Raw genomic sequence first — 19,666 nt, forward strand, 5'->3', positions numbered from 1 at the left:
CCCTCCACCCACCCCGTGACCTGCGGCTCCGTCCACCATGCGGACGAGATATTCCGCTTCCCGGGATCTTGGGCATCATGTAACTTGCACGAAATCGTTCCATCGCATCAGGGCCAACGTCGTCCCTACTTGCACCAACTTGCCGAAAGACGACGACGGGAGAGCCGATGCTGTCTGCATCCATGCACTCCGCAAACGAGCCCCAGGCCGGCGCCGCCCGCCCGCCGTACGCGCTCGTTCCGGATGCGCGACCTGCTGCTCAGGGCCTGTACGACCCGCGAAACGAGCACGACGCCTGTGGCGTCGGTTTCGTCGCCACGCTGACCGGCATCGCCGACCACACGATCGTCGAGCAGGCGCTGACCGTCCTGCGCAACCTGGAGCACCGCGGCGCCACCGGCGCCGAGCCCGACTCCGGTGACGGCGCCGGCATCCTCACCCAGATCCCGGACGCCTTCCTGCGCAGCAAGGTCTCCTTCGAGCTCCCCGCCGCCGGCTCCTACGCCGTCGGCATCGCCTTCCTGCCGGACGAGGACGCGGCCGACGCCGCCGCCGTCGCGCAGATCGAGGCCATCGCCGCCGAGGAGGACCTGACCGTCCTCGGCTGGCGCGACGTGCCCGTCACCCCCGACCTGCTCGGTGCCACCGCGCGCAGCGTGATGCCCCGCTTCCGCCAGCTCTTCGTCGCGCACGTCGAGAAGGCCGGGGTCGAGCTCGACCGGATCGCCTTCGTCGTCCGCAAGCGCGCCGAGCGCGAGGCCGGCGTCTACTTCCCGTCGCTGTCCGCCCGCACCATCGTCTACAAGGGCATGCTGACCACCGGCCAGCTGGAGCCCTTCTTCCCCGACCTGTCGGACCGCACCTACGCGTCCGCGCTCGGCCTGGTGCACTCGCGCTTCTCCACCAACACCTTCCCGAGCTGGCCGCTCGCCCACCCGTACCGCTTCGTCGCGCACAACGGCGAGATCAACACGGTCAAGGGCAACCGCAACTGGATGCGCGCCCGCGAGTCCCAGCTCGCCACCGACGTGATCCCCGCCAACAAGAACGGGCAGGGTCTGAGCCGGATCTTCCCGATCTGCACCCCGGACCACTCCGACTCGGCCTCCTTCGACGAGGTCCTGGAGCTGCTCCACCTCGGCGGCCGGTCGCTGCCGCACTCGGTGCTGATGATGATCCCGGAGGCGTGGGAGAACCACGCCACCATGGACCCGGCCCGCCGCGCGTTCTACCAGTACCACTCCAACCTCATGGAGCCCTGGGACGGCCCGGCCTGCGTCACCTTCACCGACGGCACCCGGATCGGCGCCGTGCTCGACCGCAACGGCCTGCGCCCGGCCCGCTACTGGGTCACCGAGGACGGCCTGGTCGTGCTCTCCTCCGAGGTCGGCGTCCTCGACCTCGACCAGCAGAAGGTCGTCCAGAAGGGCCGCCTGCAGCCCGGCAAGATGTTCCTGGTCTGCCTCAACGAGAACCGGATCGTCCCGGACGAGGAGATCAAGGCCGGCCTGGCCGCCGAGCACCCCTACGAGGAGTGGGTCACCGCCGGGCAGATCCAGCTCGCCAAGCTCCCCGAGCGCGAGCACATCGCCCACACCCACGCCTCCGTCACCCGCCGCCAGCAGACCTTCGGCTACACCGAGGAGGAGCTGCGGGTCATCCTCGCCCCGATGGCGAAGACCGGCGCCGAGGCGCTCGGCTCGATGGGCACCGACTCGCCGATCGCCGCGCTCAGCGAGAGGCCGCGCCTGCTGTTCGACTACTTCGTGCAGCTCTTCGCGCAGGTCACCAACCCGCCGCTGGACGCCATCCGCGAGGAGCTCGTCACCTCGCTGCTCAGCAACCTCGGCCCCGAGGGCAACCTGCTGGCCGCCGAGGCCGCCGCCTGCCGCTCGGTCGGCATCACCTTCCCGGTGATCGACAACGACGAGCTCGCCAAGCTCGTCCACATCAACGCCGACGGCGACCAGCCCGGCCTCAAGGCCGTCACCCTCTCCGGCCTCTACAAGGTCACCACCGGCGGCGAGGGCCTGGCCGCCCGCCTGGCCGCGATCGCCGCCGAGGCCGACGCCGCGATCGCCGACGGCGCCCGGATCATCGTGCTCTCCGACCGCCACTCGGACGCCGAGCACGCCCCGATCCCCTCGCTGCTGCTCACCTCCGCGATCCACCACCACCTCATCCGCACCAAGCAGCGCACCCAGGTGTCCCTGCTGGTCGAGGCCGGTGACGTCCGCGAGGTGCACCACGTCGCGCTGCTGGTCGGCTACGGCGCCGGCGCCGTCAACCCATACCTGGCCATGGAGTCCGTCGAGGACCTCGTCGCCCAGAACGTGTTCATCCAGGGCGTCGAGCCCGAGAAGGCCATCAAGAACCTGATCAAGGCGCTCGGCAAGGGCGTGCTCAAGGTCATGTCCAAGATGGGCATCTCCACCGTCGCCTCCTACCGCGGCGCCCAGGTCTTCGAGGCCATCGGCCTCTCGCACGAGCTGGTCGACGGCTACTTCGCCGGCACCACCACCAAGCTCGGCGGCATCGGCCTGGAGGAGATCGCCCGCGAAACCGCCGCCCGGCACGCCAAGGCCTACCCGGCCTCCGGCATCCCCGCCGCGCACCGCGCGCTGGAGATCGGCGGCGAGTACCAGTGGCGCCGCGAGGGCGAGCCGCACCTGTTCGACCCGGACACCGTCTTCCGGCTCCAGCACTCCACCCGCAACCGCCGGTACGACATCTTCAAGCAGTACACGGACCGGGTGAACGAGCAGTCCGAGCGCCTCATGACGCTGCGCGGCCTGTTCCAGCTGGACGCGCTCGGCCGCGAGGCGATCCCGGTCGAGGAGGTCGAGCCGGTCTCCGAGATCGTCAAGCGCTTCTCCACCGGCGCCATGTCCTACGGCTCGATCTCCCGCGAGGCCCACGAGACCCTCGCCATCGCGATGAACCGCCTCGGCGGCAAGTCCAACACCGGCGAGGGCGGCGAGGACCCGGACCGCCTGTACGACCCCGAGCGCCGCTCGGCGATCAAGCAGGTCGCCTCCGGCCGCTTCGGCGTCACCTCCGAGTACCTCGTCAACGCCGACGACATCCAGATCAAGATGGCCCAGGGCGCCAAGCCCGGCGAGGGCGGCCAGCTGCCCGGCCACAAGGTCTACCCGTGGGTCGCCAGCACCCGGCACTCCACCCCGGGCGTCGGCCTGATCTCCCCGCCGCCGCACCACGACATCTACTCCATCGAGGACCTCGCCCAGCTGATCCACGACCTCAAGAACGCCAACCCGGCCGCCCGCATCCACGTGAAGCTGGTGTCCGAGGTCGGCGTCGGGACGGTCGCGGCGGGCGTCTCCAAGGCGCACGCGGATGTCGTCCTGGTCTCCGGGCACGACGGTGGTACGGGCGCCTCGCCGCTCACCTCGCTCAAGCACGCCGGCGGCCCCTGGGAGCTCGGCCTCGCCGAGACCCAGCAGACCCTGCTGCTCAACGGGCTGCGCGACCGCATCGTCGTCCAGACCGACGGCCAGCTGAAGACCGGCCGCGACGTCGTCATCGCCGCGCTGCTCGGCGCCGAGGAGTTCGGCTTCGCGACCGCCCCGCTGGTCGTCTCCGGCTGCATCATGATGCGCGTCTGCCACCTGGACACCTGCCCGGTCGGCGTGGCCACCCAGAACCCGGTGCTGCGCGACCGGTTCTCCGGCAAGCCCGAATTCGTCGTCAACTTCTTCGAGTTCATCGCCGAGGAGGTCCGGGAGATCCTGGCCTCGCTGGGCTTCCGCTCGATCGAGGAGGCCGTCGGCCACGCCGAGCACATCAACGCCCAGGCCGCGGTCGACCACTGGAAGGCCGCCGGGCTCGACCTGGCCCCGCTCTTCCACGTGCCCGAGCTGCCCGAGGGCGCCGCGCGCCACTGCACCACCACGCAGGACCACGCGCTCGACAAGGCCCTCGACAACCAGCTGATCGAGCTCGCCGAGGACGCCCTGGAGCGCGGCGAGGCGGTGCGGGTGCAGCTGCCGATCCGCAACGTCAACCGCACGGTCGGCACCATGCTCGGCCACGAGGTCACCAAGCGCTACCGCGGCGAGGGCCTGCCCGAGGGCACCATCGACGTCACCTTCACCGGCTCCGCCGGGCAGTCCTTCGGCGCCTTCGTCCCCCGTGGCGTCACGCTGCGTCTGGAGGGCGACGCCAACGACTACGTCGGCAAGGGCCTCTCCGGCGGTGTCGTCGTCGTCCGCCCGGCCCGCGAGGCCGCGGCCATCGGCAACGACGCGCAGAACCACGTCATCGCCGGCAACACCATCGGCTACGGCGCCACCTCGGGCCGGATCCACCTGCGCGGCAAGGCCGGCGAGCGCTTCGCCGTCCGCAACTCCGGCGCCACCCTGGTCGTCGAGGGCGTCGGCGACCACGGCCTGGAGTACATGACCGGCGGACGGGTCGTCGTCCTCGGCGAGACCGGGCGCAACCTCGCGGCCGGCATGTCCGGCGGCATCGCCTACGTCCTGGACCTGCGCCCCGCGAACGTCAACGACGGCATGGTCGGCATCGAGGCCCCCACCGCCGACGACCGCGAGTGGCTGCGCGAGACCGTGCAGCAGCACTACGAGGAGACCGGCTCCACCGTCGCCGCCGAGCTCCTGGCCGACTGGGGCAGCGGGGTCTCCCGCTTCTCCAAGATCATGCCGACCGACTACAAGGCAGTGCTCGCCGCCAAGGACGCCGCTGAGCGCGATGGCCTCTCCGAGGCCGAGACCACTCGCAAGATGATGGAGGCGGCACATGGCTGACCCCAAGGGCTTCCTGACCACGCCCAAGCAGCTGGCCGAGCGCCGTCCCGTGGACGTCCGTCTGCGGGACTGGAACGAGGTCTACGTCGAGCGCAGCCTCCTGCCGATCATCACCAAGCAGGCCGGCCGCTGCATGGACTGCGGCATCCCGTTCTGCCACAACGGCTGCCCGCTCGGGAACCTCATCCCCGAGTGGAACGACCTCGCCTACCGCGACGACTTCGTCGGCGCGATCGAGCGGCTGCACGCGACCAACAACTTCCCGGAGTTCACCGGCCGCCTGTGCCCGGCCCCGTGTGAGTCCGCGTGCGTCCTCGGCATCAACCAGGACGCGGTGACCATCAAGAACGTCGAGGTCACCATCATCGACAAGGCCTGGGACCGCGGCGGCGTCACCCCGCAGGTCCCCGAGCGCCTCTCCGGCAAGACCGTCGCCGTCGTCGGCTCCGGCCCGGCCGGCCTCGCCGCCGCCCAGCAGCTCACCCGGGCCGGGCACACCGTGGTGGTGTACGAGCGCGCCGACCGCATCGGCGGCCTGCTGCGCTACGGCATCCCCGAGTTCAAGATGGAGAAGCGCCACATCAACCGCCGCATCGAGCAGATGCGCGCGGAGGGCACCCGCTTCCGCACCGGCGTGCACGTCGGCGAGGACATCACCGGGCAGGACCTGCGTTCGCGCTTCGACGCCGTCGTCGTCGCGGCCGGCGCCACCACCGCCCGCGACCTGCCGGTGCCCGGGCGCGAGCTCAAGGGCGTCTACCAGGCCATGGAGTACCTGCCGCTGGCCAACAAGGTGCAGGAGGGCGACTTCGTCGAATCGCCGGTCAGCGCCAAGGGCAAGCACGTCGTCGTCATCGGCGGCGGCGACACCGGCGCCGACTGCGTCGGCACCGCGCACCGGCAGGGGGCGGCCTCCGTCACCCAGCTGGAGATCATGCCGAAGCCGGGCGAGGACCGGCCCGGGCACCAGCCCTGGCCGACCATGCCGATGACGTACAAGGTCACCTCCGCGCACGAGGAGGGCGGCGAGCGGATCTACTCCGTGAGCACCACCCACTTCAGCGGCGACGAGGACGGCAACGTCCAGGAGCTGCACCTCGTCGAGGTGGAGTTCAAGGACGGCAGGTTCGAGCAGGTCCCCGGCACCGAGCGGGCCATCCCGGCGCAGCTGGTCACCCTGGCCATGGGCTTCACCGGGACGGACGTGAAGAACGGGCTCGTCGAGCAGCTGGGGGTGGACCTCGACGCGCGCGGTAACATTGCCCGCGACGGCCGGTTCGCCACCAATGTCGATGGCGTGTACGTCTGCGGAGACGCCGGCCGTGGCCAGTCCCTGATCGTCTGGGCCATCGCGGAGGGCCGTTCGGCCGCCGCGGCGGTGGACAAGCACCTCGGTGGCAAGACCCCGCTCCCGGCCCCGATCCGGCCCACCGACCGCCCGCTGGTGGTCTGACGGTCCGACCGGCCCCCTGAACCCCCGGCGCCGCATCGCCGGGAGCTCAACCCGCTGCCCCCGCCAGCGTCGTCGGGCCAATGCGGTCTCCTGGCGCTCGCCCCCTTCCCCGACCAGTTGGGGGGCGAGCGCCGACGCGTTTCCCGGGGGCGTCTCGCGGGGCGCTTTTCCGCGGCGTTTTCGGGGGCGTCTTCCGGGCGTGGGCGCCGAGGTATGTATTCGGTGAAATCTCCTTCGCCGCACGGCGGTTGGCGAGTTCCGGCCAGGGGGCGCAGGACGTTCCGGTTCGTCGCGGGCGCAGCAGCAGCTCCGCTGCCCCGCCCGCCCCGCCCCGGCCCTCCCCGGCCGCCCTGAGCACCACCGCCGCACCCGCGCCGCTACGGCCGGAACGGACCGCCGGACGGGCTGTTGTTCGTCGGTGCCAGATGGCAGACTGCGGCCGACGGCCCGGGGGCTGCGCGAGTGCGGAGGTTGAGGCGATGAGCACGACTCAGGCAGGCGGAGGCGCGACGGTGCGGCGCCTGCTGCTGGGATCACACCTGCGCAAACTCCGCGAGGCCAGAGGCGTCAGCCGCGAGGAGGCCGGATACTCCATCCGCGCCTCCGAATCCAAGATCAGCCGCATGGAACTCGGCCGCGTCGGCTTCAAGGAACGCGACGTCGCCGACCTGCTCACCCTCTACGGCGTCGACGCCGAACAGGAACGCGCCAGCGTCCTCGGCCTCGTCCGCGACGCCAACGCCACCTCCTGGTGGCACGGCTACGGCGACGTCCTGCCCCCCTGGTTCCAGAACTACGTCGGCCTGGAGGAAGCCGCCACCGAGATCCGCAGCTACGAGGTCCAGTTCGTCCACGGGCTCCTCCAGACCCCCGACTACGCCCGCGCCGTCATCGCCGCCGGCGGCCACGTCACCGAACCCGACGAGATCGAACGCCGCGTCGAAGTCCGCCTCAAACGCCAGGCCGTCCTCACCGCCGACCGCGCCCCCCACCTGCTCGCCGTCCTCGACGAGGCCGCGCTGCGCCGCCCCTGGGGCGGACCCGGGCTGATGCGCGCCCAGATCGACCGCATGCTCGACCTCACCGACCTGCCCAACGTCGACCTCCAGGTGATGCCGCTCGGCTTCGGCGGACTGCGCGCCGAGGGCGGCGCGTTCACCGTGCTCGGCTTCGCCGAACCCGAACTGCCCGACGTCGTCTACCTGGAGCAGTTCACCACCGCCCTCTACCTCGACAAGCCCGCCGAGGTCGCCGAGTACACCGGCGCCATGGAAGGCCTCCTCGCCGACAGCCTCGGCGCCGAACGCACCCGGGAACTTCTGCGCTCCGTGCGCCAAGAGCTGTAAGCCATCAGTACGATGAGCATCGATCAGATCTGATCACAGACGTTCCACGTTGCACCCTTCCTAGGCACGAGTCTCAGGCACGAGAGGGATCGGATGTCGTACTTCTCCGAGTTGGCGGCCCAGTACATCGACGGCGAATGGCTGGCCGGCGACGGCTCGTGGGACATCGTCGACGTCGACCCCTACACCGGCGACAAACTCGCCACCATCACCGTCGCCACCGTCGAACAGGTCGACCGCGCCTACCGCGCCGCCGCCCGCGCCCAGAAGGAATGGGCCGCCACCAACCCCTACACCCGGCGGCTGGTGTTCGAGCGCGCGCTGCGCCTCATCGAGGAGCGCGAGGACGAGATCACCCGCGCCATCATGGCCGAACTCGGCGGCACCGCCCTCAAGGCCGGCTTCGAACTCTCCCTCACCAAGGACATGCTGCGCGAGTGCATGCAGCTCTCCCTCCTCGCCGAGGGCCGCCTGCTGCCCTCGCCCGTCGACGGCAAGGAGAACCGCCTCTACCGGCTGCCGGTCGGCGTCGTCGGCGTGATCAGCCCGTTCAACTTCCCGCTGTTCCTGTCCCTCAAGGCCGTCGGGCCCGCCCTGGCCCTCGGCAACGGCGTCGTCCTCAAGCCGCACCAGGAGACCCCGGTCGTCGGCGGCACCCTGCTCGCCAGGATCCTCGCCGACGCCGGGCTGCCGGCCGGCCTGCTCAACGTCGTCGTCACCGACATCGCCGAGATCGGCGACGCCTTCATCGAGCACCCGGTGCCCAAGGTCATCTCCTTCACCGGCTCCGACAAGGTCGGACGCCACGTCGCCACCGTCGCCGCCTCGCACTTCAAGCGGACCGTGCTCGAACTCGGCGGCAACAGCGCCCTCATCGTCCTGGACGACGCCGACCTCGACTACGCCGTCGACGCCGCCGTGTTCAGCCGCTTCGCCCACCAGGGCCAGGTCTGCATGGCCGCCAACCGGGTCCTCGTCGACCGCAGCGTCGTCGCCGAGTTCACCGGGAAGTTCGTCGCCAAGATCGCCTCGCTCACCGTCGGCGACCCCAAGGACCCGGCCACCCAGATCGGCCCGCTCATCAACCCCGTCCAGGCCGACGCCATCAACGCCCAGGTCGACCACGCCGTCGAGGCCGGCGCCACCGTCCTGCTGCGCGGCGCGACGGTCGGCAGCCTGATGGACCCGGTCGTCCTCACCGACGTGCCCCTCGACGCGCCCATCCTCCAGCGCGAACTCTTCGGCCCCGTCGTGCTCGTGGTGCCCGTCGACGGCGAGGACGAGGCCGTCCGCATCGCCAACGACACGCCCTTCGGCCTCAGCGGCGCCGTCCACACCGGCGACGTCGAGCGCGGCGTGCGGGTGGCGCAGCGGATCGAGACCGGCATGATCCACGTCAACGACGGGACCATCGCCGACGAGCCGATCGTGCCCTTCGGCGGCGAGAAGAACTCCGGCGTCGGGCGGCTCAACGGTGAGTACACGGTGGACGCCTTCACCACGGTCAAGTGGATCTCGATCCAGCACGGGCGCAGCCGCTTCCCGTTCTGAGCCGACGGCGTGCGCTCACGCGGCGCGGGCCTCCCGGCGGTAACCGCCGGGGGCCTGCCCGTACTCGCGCTTGAACGCCTTCGCGAACGCGTACTCCGAGCCGTAGCCCGTCTGCGCCGCCACCGCCGTCAACGGCGCGTCCGACTCCCGCAGCAGACGGGCCGCGGTGGTCATCCGCCACCGCGTCAGGTACGCCATCGGCGGCTCGCCCACCATCGTGCTGAACCGGCGGGCGAACGCCGCCCGGGACAGGCCCGAGCGGTCCGCCAGCGCCTCCACCGTCCACGCCGTCGCCGGCGCGCCGTGGATCGCCGCCAGCGCCGGGGCCACCGCCGAATCACCGAGCGCCGCGGCCCACCCGGCGGCCGTCGCGGGCGGCTGCGTGTCGAGCCAGGCGCGCAGGATGTACAGCAGCAGCGAGTCGATCAGCGCCGGCACGATCCCGGCCGAGCCGATCCGCGGCTGCTCCAGCTCGGCGCCCAACAGCCGTACGGCGGCGGCCAGTTCGGGGTGCCGGCCGTGCCGGGTCTCCAGGTGGATCAGCTCCGGCAGCTGGCGCACCAGCGGGTGCGGGCGGCCCTGGTCCAGGTGGTAGTTCCCGCACAGCAGGCTGGTGCGGGCGCCGTCGCCGCCCAGCGTGACCATGCCGACCGGCGGGGTTCCGTCGATCGGGCAGTCCTCCGCCGGCACGGGCGGGGTGTCCGGGTGATCGGCGAGGACGTGGCCGCGGCCGTCCCGCAGGAACACCACGTCCCCCGGGCTGAGCGCCACCGCCCCGCCGCGCGACCGGTCCAGCGGGAGCAGCCAGCACGTCCCGTACAGGACCACGTGGAAGCCGGCACCCATCACCGGCGGCATCCGCAGGCCCCAGGGGGCCCGGCCCTCGGTGCGGACGGAGAACGGGTGCGCCGTGCGCATCGAGCCCAGTGCCTCGGTCAGGATGTCCAACTCCGCGCCCCTCTCCCTCGTGTGCGGCCCCGCTCAGTCGACGGTCAGCACGACCTTGCCCTGGACGGTACCGGAGCCGACCGACTCGTGCGCCCGGCCGGCCTCGGCCAGCGGGAAGACCGCCGAGACGTGCGGGCGGATCAGGCCCTCGTCGACGAGCGCGGCGATCGCCTCCAGCGAGGCGTAGTCCGGCTCCACGGAGACGCCCGCGAAGCGCCGGCCGGCAGCCTCGATCTCGGTGGCGAGCCCGGTGTTCCAGTGCTCCATGATGGTCACCAGGGTGCCGCCCGGCTTCAGCACCTTCAGTGCCTTGGTGCCCTCGGAGGAGGAGTCGAAGACGACGTCGACGTCCCGGACCGCCTCGGTGTAGTCGGTGGTGCGGTAGTCGATCACCTCGTCCGCGCCCAGCTCCTTCAGGAACGTGTGCTTGGGCTCGCTCGCCAGCGCGATCACGTACGCGCCACGGGCCTTGGCGATCTGCACGGCGAAGTGGCCGACACCGCCGGCGGCGCGGTGCACCAGCACCCGCCGGCCCTCCTCGATGCGGGCCAGGTCCACCAGGCCCTGCCAGGCCGTCAGCGCGGCCAGCGGCAGCGCGGCCGCCTGCACGTGGTCGACGGTGGCGGGCTTGCGGGCCAACTGGCGCGAGGGCGCCGCGACGTACTCGGCGTAGCCGGTCGCCGCGCGCGGGAAGAACGGCATCCCGTACACCTCCTCGCCCACCCGGTACCGGGCCCCCGGCGCGGCCTCCTCGACCACCCCGGAGATGTCCCACCCGACCCCGAACGGCGGCTCCCCGAGCAGCGGGAACGCCCCCGACCGCACGGCGACGTCCACCGGGTTCACCCCGGCGGCCTTGACCCGCACCAGCACCTCGCCGCTCACCAGCGCCGGCCGCTCGACCTCGGCCACCTCCAGCACCTCGGGCCCGCCGAACGCCTTCTGGATCACTGCACGCATCGAACTCTCCCTGTCCGTAGGCGGCCCCTTCGCGGGGCCGTTCGTGATGCCTCTACGGTAGGGAGATCGAATGAGCGGATGAATATCCTCAAGTCTTCGGAAGATGTCCCGTCGTCTCGCTGGGCGGCCTGATCGATCAGGCGGGGTAGCGAAGCAGGGCGTCGGTGGCGAGCTCGAAGCCGAAGGGGGACGGGATCGGGACCGGATCGCCGAACTTGCCGTCCCAGCGCTGGTGGTAGCCGCTGTCGGATGGTTCGGAGTAGAGCGTGATGTCGCCCTCGCGCGGGTCGATCAGGAGGTACAGCGGGATGCCCATGAGCGGGTAGTCGCGGACCTTGCCGACGAGGTCGTTCTCCGGGTTCGACGGTGAGACGATCTCGACCGCGATCGCCGCCTGTTCCGCGGGGACCTCGTTGCCGCCCGACTCCAGCGGAATGTAGGTGAGGTCGGGGTTGCGCAGCTTGCCGACGTTGGGGGAGGCGAGGTCCGTGTTCTCGCTCGGCATCAGGTCGGCAGGTTCATGAGCCTCGAACTGCCTGCGGACCAGCAGGAGGTTGCGCTGATGGATCACGGAGCGCCCGGCCATCATGATGATCTCGTCGCCGGAGATCTCGATCTTCCATCCGGTTGGAGGCGTCAGGCTCTGGGCGTAGGCCAGCAGCCGCGCGTGGCGCTCGGGGATCTGGGGCTCGCTCATGGCGCCATTCTTTCACCGCCGACGATGCGAAGGCCGCCGTCCCGGGTGTGGTGTTCCGGGGCGGCGGCCTTCGTGAGGTGGGGTCCTAGAAGACCGGCTGGCCGGCGCGGACCAGGCGCCAGGAGTTGGTGAAGAAGTCGGCCGGGTCGATGACGCCCTTGGCCTTCACCCAGGTGATCATCGTGTTGCGGATCTCGTCGGAGTTCGTCCAGACCACCTTGGCGGACGCGACGTGCGGGAAGTTGCCGCCGCCGTTGGCGCGGTAGTTGTTGACCGCGAAGACGAACTGGGCGGCCGGGTCGATCGGCTTGCCCTGGAAGGACAGGTTGACGATCCGGCTGCCCTTCGGCTGCGCGATGTCGATGTCGTAGCTCAGGCCGTAGACCGAGTCGTAGTTGTAGTCCGGCGTGGTCTCGGCGCCGGTCATGGCGTCCTTGTCGACCGGGGCGCCCGGGGCGAGCTGGTAGTAGTACTTCGCCGAGAACTCCAGGTAGTCCTTGAGCTGGGCGCCCGTCAGGATGCGGGCCTCCAGGGTGTTCTCGTAGATGTACAGGCCGGCCGCGTCGCGCAGCTTGACCTGGCCGGCCGGGATCAGCGCGGTGCGGTTGAACGGGGCGGCCTGGGCCACCACCGGAAGGTTGGCGTACTGCCCGCCCGCCAACGCGGCCTTGACGGCGTCGGCCTGGACCTTGCCGATCAGGTCGATGATCGGGGTCGCCTTGAACCGCGCCTCGGCGATCGACAGCTCGATCTTGCTGGTGCCGATGTTCTGGTTGACGTACGCCACGACCTTCTTGTGCTGGTCGGTGATGGCGTTCGCGATCTCCGGGTTCTCCGGCACGGTGTTGGAGTTCAGCACGCGCGAGGAGACCGACAGCACCTTCCAGGCGCCGTCGACGAGCTCGACCTCGAAGTCGAAGCAGCTCAGGCGCTGGCCCCAGCACAGCGGCTCGGACAGCACGACCGTCTTGCCGGTCTTCTTGTTGACGATGAGCCGCTGCGGCACCTCCTTGTGGGTGTGCCCGACGAGCACCGCGTCGATGTCCGGGACCTTCTCGGCCATCTCGCCGGAGGCGTCCTCGGGCCAGGGCAGCTGGTCGCCGTAGGTGGTGGGCTCGTCGATGCCGGAGTGGGCCGAGACGACGATGACGTCCGCGCCCGCGGCCTTCATCCGGGGCACGTACTTCGCGGCGGTCTCGACGATGCCCGGGAAGACCATCTGGCCGCTGACGTTGGCCTTGTCCCAGATCGCGATGCCCGGGTTGGTGAGGCCGAGGATGCCGACCTTGATCGGGGTGTCCTCGTCCAGCCACACCTCCTTGATCACGTACGGCTTGAAGGCCGGCTTCTCGTTCTTCGCGTGCAGGGCGTTGGCGCCGAGCAGCGGGAACTCCAGCTGGTCCTCGAAGGCCTTCACGGTCGGGATGCCGTAGTTGAACTCGTGGTTGCCGAGCGCGGCGGCGTCGTAGCCCATGAGGTTCATGGCGACCGCCATCGGGTGGTCCGGCACGGAGTCGCCGTCGGTGGCGATCGGCTCGATCCGGGCGTAGTAGTACGTGAGCTGGGTGCCCTGGATGATGTCGCCGGAGTCGATCAGCAGGCAGCGGTCCCAGCCCTTCTCCTCGCGGACCTGGTTGGCCAGCGTGGAGATCTTGGCGAGGCCGACCGCGTTGTGCGCCTTGTCGACGTACTCGGCGTCGGTGAAGTAGTCCCAGTTGAGCACCCGGCCGTGCAGGTCGGTGGTGCCCATGACGGTGAAGGCCTGCTTGCGGCCTTCGCCGTGCTGCTTGGTGCCCTTGGCGTGCGCCGTGCTCGGCTCGGCGGCCGCGGCGGCGGGGGCGGCGGCGAGGGCGGTGCCACCGGCCAGGGCGGCACCGGCGGCGGTGGCGGCGGACCGGGTGACGAAGTCACGGCGGTTCAGGGACATCGACGACTCTCCCGAGTGGGGGACTTGCTGGCGAATGGACCGTCAACCGGGCCCGGTGTGGCTGGAACCCCCGTGCAACTCCGTACAACCCCGTTGACGCGCGTAGAAGGACGCGCGTAGAAGTGTGCCGTGCGGCTCGACCGTTGGGTAGCCCTCCGACGTTTCCAACAGGTGAGATCTTGGCGACTCGTTCGTGACGTGGGTGCGCGGGACCTGCGCTGGTAGGGGCGGGATTCAGCCGATTTGCGCGGCCAGCAGGCCCACCTCACGGGCGAGTTCGGCCTCCGGGTCCGTGCCGCCCGCCCACGGCTGCCACGTCCGGGCCCGCAGGTAGCCGGCCACGGCGAGCGGCAGACCGTCCCGGACGATCCGGCGCCCGGCCGCCGGGCCCGGCCCGGCGGCGCGCAGGGCGTCCAGCAGGTCGCCCACCCGGGCGGACGGCGGCAGCGGGACGGTCCGCAGGTAGTCGGCCAGGGCGTCCAGCTCGGGAAAGCCCGGCGGCGGTGGCGGCGGGGGCTTCGGCCCGGGCGTCAGCAGCGCGCCCGCCGCGTACAGGCCCGCCACCACCCCCGGCCACCACGCGCCGCCCAGGCCGGCGAAGTGCAGCCCCAGCCCGATCGCCCCGCCCGCGCAGCCGACCAGGTTCCGGCCCGACTCCAGGTAGTCCAGCGCCCGCCGGCCGAGACCCTCACTGGTAGCCACGGATCTCCTCGAACACGCCGTCCAGCGAGCCCGTCCCGTCGAAGAGCTTGCCGCCGCTCTGGTCCGCGATGCCCTGCAGCTGGCTCACCGCCGCCTCCCCGAACTTGATCGGGAACACCGGGATCGCCTTCGGCCCGGACGCCAGCGCGTCGTGGAACTTCCTGAAGTCCCCGTCCGTGGCGCCCTCGTTGCTCTCGCCGTCCGTCATCAGCACGATCGACGTGAACCGGTCGTCCCCGGCCGCCTTCTGCTGCCGGTCGATCACCCGGTACGCCTCCTCCAGCGCGTCGTACAGCGCCGTACCGCCGTCCGCCGACAGCGACTGCACGTCCGCGTTGATCGCCCCCAGCTCCGCCTCCGGCCCCGGCCGGCTCCCGGCCGCCGGCACCGCGTGCGTCTTCGTCCACTTCACCTTGGACGCGAACGAGATCAGCGTCACCTCCTCGCGATCCCGGAAGCGGCTCACCCCGCGCGTGTCGTCCGTCCCGGTCAGCCGGCCGAGCGCCGACTTCAGCGCCTTGATCCGCGAACCCTCCATCGAGCCCGAGGTGTCCAGCACGTACACCGTCCGCGACGGGCGGCGCAGCTCGTTCTGGTACGACGACAGCAGCCCGTCCGCGACCGCCCGGGTGCCCGGGAACGGCAGCTCCCGGCGGCGGTCCGACGGCAGCAGCGCCGCCGCCGCGGCCCCCGGCGTCACCGGGCGGCGCAGCGTCCCCTCGGAGATCCGCTTCTGCACGTCCGCGGTGAGCAGGTACTGCGTGAGCCGCTGGAACGAGTCGCGCTCGCTCTGCGCGGCCGAGGACAGCAGCGAGAGCGGGTAGTCCGCCGACACCACGCCGTCCACCGGGCGCACCACCGTCAGCTGCTGCTCCGCGGGCAGCGACTTGTTCATCGACAGCAGCACCGACTCGTAGTTGACCAGCGCCCCCACCTTGCCCGGCTCGGCCTTGGTGTACGCCTGCGCCAGCCAGCCCGACGAACCCGAGGTCAGCTTCTGGCCGGTGAAGAACTTCTTCAGCGACGGCGTCGCCTTCTGCACGTCCTCGTCGGTCAGCGCCGCCCCCGCCCCCGAGAACGCCGAGGCCACCGCGACCAGCGTCGAGAAGCCCGAGTTCGAACGGGACGGGTCGGACATCCCGTACGACAGCCTCCCGGCCGAGGCCGCGTCCCCGATCTGCGCCCAGGTGACCTTCGAGCCGTCGCCCCAGCCGAGCTCGCCCAGGACGGACGAGCGCACGCCGACCGCCACCGGGGACACCATGACCGGGGTCTCCGACAGCAGCTTCGAGCGGCCGCTGTTGTCCAGCCGCAGGTACTGGTTCGACGGGAACCACACCGCGTCGTACTTGCCGTCCGCCTTGCCCGAGGAGACCGCGTCCGCGCCGTCGAGCGAGCCCGTCCACGCGAACTGGACCGTCACCCCGGTCGCCTTCTTCGCCTCCTCCAGGACCGGCGCCATGTCCTGCAGCTCGCTGCCCGCGAGGATGCGCAGCACGCCCGGGCTGGCGGTCGGCGCGGGCGCGTCCGTGGCATTGGGCGACCGCGTGGGGGACGGCGACGACGAGGTGCAGGCCGTCGCCACCAGGAGCGCCACGGCGGAGGCCGCGAGACGCCAAGTCGTGCGGATGGTACGGCTGTTCACTGAGCGTTCCCCTTCGCCGCGGCGACCAGTTTCTGCAGGACGTCCTTCGTCGGCACCTGCCACTGCTTCAACTTCGCCGTCGAGAGATCCGGCGCGAAGGCCGGCTTGCGGCCCTCCACCTCCTTGGCGAACACGTTCCGGTCGGCCTGCGGACGGAAGCCGAACTTCGCCTCCAGCTGCTGCAGCTTCGCGTCGTCCTGGAGCAGGCCCGCCAGCTTCGCGCCCTTGTCGTTGCGGGCGACCAGCGTGTGGTCCGAGTAGATCGTCGTGTCCGGGTACATCACGACCATGTCGCCGGTCGGCGCACCGCTCAGCGCCAGCTGCGCGACCTGCGACTCGTAGGCGAACACCAGCGGGTTGCCGACCCCCGCCAGGAAGTCCTTGAACGGCTCGTCGCTGCTGCTCTTCTGGCCGCCCTGCACGGAGGTCGCCGCGCGCAGCACGGCCTTCGTGGAGTCGATCCCCGCCTGGTCGGCCACCGGCTGGTGGTTGTTCAGGAGGTACGACAGCAGGGCGACGTACAGCGCGCCCGAGGACGAGCTCTGCGGGTCCGTCGTGGTCACGAAGATCCGTCCGGCCAGCTCGGGATGGGCGGCCGCGCCGGTGAGGTCCTCCCACTTCCTGCTGTTCTTGAGCGCGTCCACGTACTGGTCCATCCGGAACGTCACGATGTTCGCCTCGCCGTCCCCCGCAAGGCCGTTCGCCTTCAGCACCGCCGCGACGGGCTCGTGCGTCACGATCACCAGCGGCGAGTAGAACGGCACCAGCGGCGAGTCCTGCAGGCCCCAGATCTTCTGGATCTCCCGCACCGGCGAGGTGCTCGCCGGGAAGGCGAAGTCGATGTTCGCCTGCCCCGCCTGGTCGACCATCGTCCACGAACCGGTCGAGTCGGCGTGCACCTCGAGACCCTGCTTCGCCAGTTCGTCCTTGACCTCCTGGTTCTCGAAGAAGGCGCGCTTCTCCGAGCCGATCAGGCCGTTCACCCTCACCAGCGGCCCCGGCCCCGGCCCCGGATCGGGATCCGGGATCAGCGCGTACGTCACCCCGCCGAGCAGCACCAGTGCCGCCAGCACCCCTAACGCGCGTCTCATGCCGAACGCTTCCCCCTCGTCCGTTTACGTCGTGCGTACGTTCGTTACGTCTGTCACGCCCGTTACGTCGTGCGTACGTCCGTTACGTCAACCGGGTGGTCCCCGGGTGACGAGCGTCCCGCCGGGCCGGGAGCGGCGGCCGAAGCGGCGGTGAACCACGGGTGAACTCCCCTTCACGGAATCGCATCGGCCGGGCAGGTCGCGAGTGCCGCGACCGGGCCCGCCGCACACCGGTCCGAGGATGTGTCAGATTGTTCAACTCGCCTTCCGGCAAAGGTCATCCCGGCGTCCGGACCCACGTCGAGGTTACGCGCCGGTAATGCCTACGCTCAGCAGTATGCGCCGAGCAAAAATCGTCTGTACCCTCGGGCCCGCCACCGACTCGTACGACCAGATCAAGGCCCTGGTCGACGCCGGGATGGACATCGCCCGCTTCAACCTCAGCCACGGCTCCCACATCGAACACGAGGAGCGCTACCGCCGCGTCCGCAAGGCCGCCGACGAGACCGGCCGCAGCGTCGGCGTCCTCGTCGACCTCCAAGGCCCGAAGATCCGGCTCGACACCTTCGCCCACGGGCCCGTACTCCTCGAACGCGGCGACGAGTTCACGATCTCCACCGACAACGGCGTCGTGGGGGACAAGGACATCTGCGGCACCACCTACAAGGGCCTCGCCGGCGACGTCTCGCGCGGCGAACGCATCCTCGTCGACGACGGCCGCGTCACCCTGGAGGTCGTCGAGGTCGACGGGCCGCACGTGCGGTGCATCGTCATCGAGGGCGGCCTCGTCTCCGACCACAAGGGCCTCAACCTCCCCGGCGTCGCCGTCTCCGTCCCCGCGCTCAGCGACAAGGACGTCGCCGACCTGCGCTGGGGGCTGCGCACCGGCGCCGACCTCGTCGCGCTCTCCTTCGTCCGCAGCGGGCGCGACATCCTCGACGTCCACCGGATCATGGCCGAGGAGGGGCGGTTCGTCCCCGTCATCGCCAAGATCGAGAAGCCGCAGGCGGTCGAGAACCTGGAAGCCATCGTCGACGCCTTCGACGGCGTCATGGTGGCCCGCGGCGACCTGGGCGTGGAGATGCCCCTCGAACAGGTCCCGCTCGTCCAGAAGCGCGCCATCAAGCTCGCCAAGCGCAACGCCAAGCCGGTCATCGTCGCCACCCAGATGCTCGACTCGATGATCAACGCCTCCCGGCCCACCCGCGCCGAGGCCTCCGACGTCGCCAACGCCGTCCTCGACGGGACGGACGCGGTGATGCTCTCCGGCGAGACGTCGGTGGGCAAGTACCCCGTCGAGACCGTCAAGACCATGGGCCGCATCATCGAGGCCGCCGAGAACGACATCCTGGCCGCCGGGTTGCCGCCCCTGACCGCCGGCAGCAAGCCGCGCACCCAGGGCGGCGCCGTCGCCCGCGCGGCCGCCGAGATCGGCGACTTCCTGCACGCCAAGTACCTCATCGCCTTCACCCAGTCCGGCGACACCGCCCGCCGCTTGACCCGCTACCGCTCGCCGATCCCCGTCCTCGCCTTCACCTACGAGCCCGCCGTGAGGAGCCAACTCGCCCTCACGTGGGGCGTGGAGACCTTCCTCGGCCCCTTCGCCCCGACGACCGACCAGATGGTCGAACAGGTCGACGCCGCGCTGCTCTCCCTGGGCCGCTGCCAGAAGGGCGACATCGTCATCATCACCGCCGGCTCACCCCCCGGCCTCGCCGGCTCCACCAACCTCGTCCGCGTCCACCACGTGGGGACCCTGGACGTCTGAGCGGCTTTGGAACAGCCACTCGCGGGCGGCATCCCTCATTGGGAGGGATGCCGCCTGTTCTGTGTCCGAATCGCGGCTCCCGGCGGTGGCAGCTCCATAACATTCATGTTATGACTTGGGGAGAGGTGGAGCTGGAACCGGAGGTCCGGGACTGGATCGTCGGGCTGGGCCAGGATGACAAGGAAACGGTCACGTTCTACGTCGACCTGCTCGCTGTCCGCGGTCCACTGCTCGGGGAACCCCACACCAGACAACTGGAAGGCAAACTTCGGGAACTGCGCTTCCACCTGAACGAATTGGATGTGCGCATCACCTACTGGATCGCGTCAGGCAGGAGGATCATCCTGCTGACCGTGTTCCGCAAGACGCGCATGCGGGAGACCGCCGAGATCGACCGGGCGAGGCGGGCGCTGCGCCGCTGCGTGGCCGAGCAGCACACCGTGGACGAGGACGAGGAGTGGGCGAGATGAGTGAGCGCACATCCTGGCGCGCCATGCGCGAGGAGATCCTGAACCGCCCGGGTGCCGGCGCGGCGTACGAGGCCGCGCGGATCCGCTTCGAACTCGGTGAGACCGTGCGCCTGCGCCGCGAGGCCCTCGGGATGACCCAGGCCCAACTCGCCGCCGCGACCGGAATGCAGCAGCCCGCCATCGCAAGATTCGAGGCCGGCGGCACGATGCCGACCATCGTGATGCTGGAGAGGCTGGCCTCGGCGCTCGACATGCGGCTCACCGTCGAGATGGAGCCCTTGGAGAGGGCGAGCTGAGGGGGAGCGTGGGATTTTCCGGGAGTGG

14 protein-coding genes are annotated in these 19,666 nt (G+C 70.7%); 7 read left to right on the forward strand and 7 right to left on the reverse strand.

What is annotated here, in order from left to right; translation table 11 throughout:
• The first annotated feature begins 182 nt into the window (after positions 1–182).
• From gltB to AB0O00_RS01005, 4 genes are all read left to right on the forward strand, one after another.
• A complete protein-coding gene (gltB, locus tag AB0O00_RS00990) occupies positions 183–4,784 on the forward strand; it encodes a glutamate synthase large subunit (RefSeq protein WP_363647709.1) in 4,602 nt (1,533 codons plus the stop codon).
• Positions 4,777–6,237: a glutamate synthase subunit beta gene (locus tag AB0O00_RS00995; protein ID WP_363647711.1), complete on the forward strand. Its 1,461-nt coding sequence runs from the start codon at positions 4,777–4,779 to the stop codon at positions 6,235–6,237. The genes gltB and AB0O00_RS00995 overlap by 8 nt, the downstream gene beginning before the upstream one ends.
• A 479-nt stretch (positions 6,238–6,716) precedes the next feature.
• On the forward strand, positions 6,717–7,583 hold the full coding sequence (locus AB0O00_RS01000; RefSeq protein ID WP_363647713.1) for a helix-turn-helix transcriptional regulator: 867 nt from the start codon (positions 6,717–6,719) through the stop codon (positions 7,581–7,583).
• 93 nt (positions 7,584–7,676) lie between these two features.
• Positions 7,677–9,134 carry an aldehyde dehydrogenase family protein gene (locus tag AB0O00_RS01005; RefSeq protein ID WP_363647715.1) on the forward strand — a complete coding sequence of 486 codons (1,458 nt, stop codon included), beginning with the start codon at positions 7,677–7,679 and terminating at the stop codon, positions 9,132–9,134.
• A gap of 15 nt (positions 9,135–9,149) precedes the next feature.
• On the opposite strand, the gene AB0O00_RS01010 is transcribed toward AB0O00_RS01005, so the two are convergent.
• The 7 genes from AB0O00_RS01010 to AB0O00_RS01040 all read right to left on the reverse strand — a co-directional run bounded on the left by AB0O00_RS01010 (position 9,150) and on the right by AB0O00_RS01040 (position 17,104).
• Entirely contained in the window at positions 9,150–10,082 is a 933-nt protein-coding gene (locus AB0O00_RS01010; RefSeq protein ID WP_363647717.1) for an AraC family transcriptional regulator, read from the reverse strand.
• A 33-nt stretch (positions 10,083–10,115) separates the two neighbouring features.
• On the reverse strand, positions 10,116–11,042 hold the full coding sequence (locus tag AB0O00_RS01015; RefSeq protein WP_363647719.1) for an NADP-dependent oxidoreductase: 927 nt from the start codon (positions 11,040–11,042) through the stop codon (positions 10,116–10,118).
• A 136-nt stretch (positions 11,043–11,178) separates the two neighbouring features.
• The gene (locus AB0O00_RS01020; RefSeq protein ID WP_363647721.1) at positions 11,179–11,739 is read right to left on the reverse strand and encodes a Uma2 family endonuclease; all 561 of its coding nucleotides are present in this window, start codon (positions 11,737–11,739) and stop codon (positions 11,179–11,181) included.
• 85 nt (positions 11,740–11,824) lie between these two features.
• A complete protein-coding gene (locus AB0O00_RS01025) occupies positions 11,825–13,666 on the reverse strand; it encodes a 5'-nucleotidase C-terminal domain-containing protein (protein ID WP_363647723.1) in 1,842 nt (613 codons plus the stop codon).
• A 234-nt stretch (positions 13,667–13,900) separates the two neighbouring features.
• A complete protein-coding gene (locus tag AB0O00_RS01030; RefSeq protein ID WP_363647725.1) occupies positions 13,901–14,368 on the reverse strand; it encodes a hypothetical protein in 468 nt (155 codons plus the stop codon).
• Positions 14,355–16,013, reverse strand: a complete 1,659-nt coding sequence (locus AB0O00_RS01035) for a VWA domain-containing protein (protein ID WP_363647727.1) — start codon at positions 16,011–16,013, stop codon at positions 14,355–14,357. Before AB0O00_RS01035 ends, AB0O00_RS01030 begins: the two co-directional genes overlap by 14 nt.
• Positions 16,010–17,104, reverse strand: coding sequence for a hypothetical protein (locus AB0O00_RS01040; RefSeq protein WP_363647729.1), 1,095 nt, complete (start codon positions 17,102–17,104; stop codon positions 16,010–16,012). The genes AB0O00_RS01035 and AB0O00_RS01040 overlap by 4 nt, the downstream gene beginning before the upstream one ends.
• 337 nt (positions 17,105–17,441) lie before the next feature.
• On the opposite strand from AB0O00_RS01040, the gene pyk reads away from it, so the two are divergent.
• The 3 genes from pyk (at position 17,442) to AB0O00_RS01055 (ending at position 19,638) form a co-directional block, all read left to right on the forward strand.
• Positions 17,442–18,872, forward strand: coding sequence for a pyruvate kinase (pyk, locus tag AB0O00_RS01045; protein ID WP_363647731.1), 1,431 nt, complete (start codon positions 17,442–17,444; stop codon positions 18,870–18,872).
• A 125-nt stretch (positions 18,873–18,997) separates the two neighbouring features.
• Positions 18,998–19,342, forward strand: a complete 345-nt coding sequence (locus AB0O00_RS01050; protein WP_363647733.1) for a type II toxin-antitoxin system RelE/ParE family toxin — start codon at positions 18,998–19,000, stop codon at positions 19,340–19,342.
• A complete protein-coding gene (locus tag AB0O00_RS01055; RefSeq protein WP_363647735.1) occupies positions 19,339–19,638 on the forward strand; it encodes a helix-turn-helix transcriptional regulator in 300 nt (99 codons plus the stop codon). Before AB0O00_RS01050 ends, AB0O00_RS01055 begins: the two co-directional genes overlap by 4 nt.
• The last annotated feature ends 28 nt before the right edge of the window (positions 19,639–19,666 follow it).

The sequence above is a fragment of the Kitasatospora sp. NPDC093558 genome, assembly GCF_040683475.1.
Taxonomy (GTDB): Bacteria; Actinomycetota; Actinomycetes; order Streptomycetales; family Streptomycetaceae; genus Kitasatospora.

Excerpts from the sequence above, each read along its gene's own strand:
- gltB (WP_363647709.1), top strand. The coding sequence starts at position 183 with ATGCACTCCGCAAACGAGCCCCAGGCCGGCGCCGCCCGCCCGCCGTAC.
- AB0O00_RS00995 (WP_363647711.1), top strand. The coding sequence starts at position 4,777 with ATGGCTGACCCCAAGGGCTTCCTGACCACGCCCAAGCAGCTGGCCGAG.
- AB0O00_RS01000 (WP_363647713.1), top strand. The coding sequence starts at position 6,717 with ATGAGCACGACTCAGGCAGGCGGAGGCGCGACGGTGCGGCGCCTGCTG.
- AB0O00_RS01005 (WP_363647715.1), top strand. The coding sequence starts at position 7,677 with ATGTCGTACTTCTCCGAGTTGGCGGCCCAGTACATCGACGGCGAATGG.
- AB0O00_RS01015 (WP_363647719.1), bottom strand. The coding sequence starts at position 11,042 with ATGCGTGCAGTGATCCAGAAGGCGTTCGGCGGGCCCGAGGTGCTGGAG.
- AB0O00_RS01020 (WP_363647721.1), bottom strand. The coding sequence starts at position 11,739 with ATGAGCGAGCCCCAGATCCCCGAGCGCCACGCGCGGCTGCTGGCCTAC.
- AB0O00_RS01025 (WP_363647723.1), bottom strand. The coding sequence starts at position 13,666 with ATGTCCCTGAACCGCCGTGACTTCGTCACCCGGTCCGCCGCCACCGCC.
- AB0O00_RS01040 (WP_363647729.1), bottom strand. The coding sequence starts at position 17,104 with ATGAGACGCGCGTTAGGGGTGCTGGCGGCACTGGTGCTGCTCGGCGGG.
- pyk (WP_363647731.1), top strand. The coding sequence starts at position 17,442 with ATGCGCCGAGCAAAAATCGTCTGTACCCTCGGGCCCGCCACCGACTCG.
- AB0O00_RS01055 (WP_363647735.1), top strand. The coding sequence starts at position 19,339 with ATGAGTGAGCGCACATCCTGGCGCGCCATGCGCGAGGAGATCCTGAAC.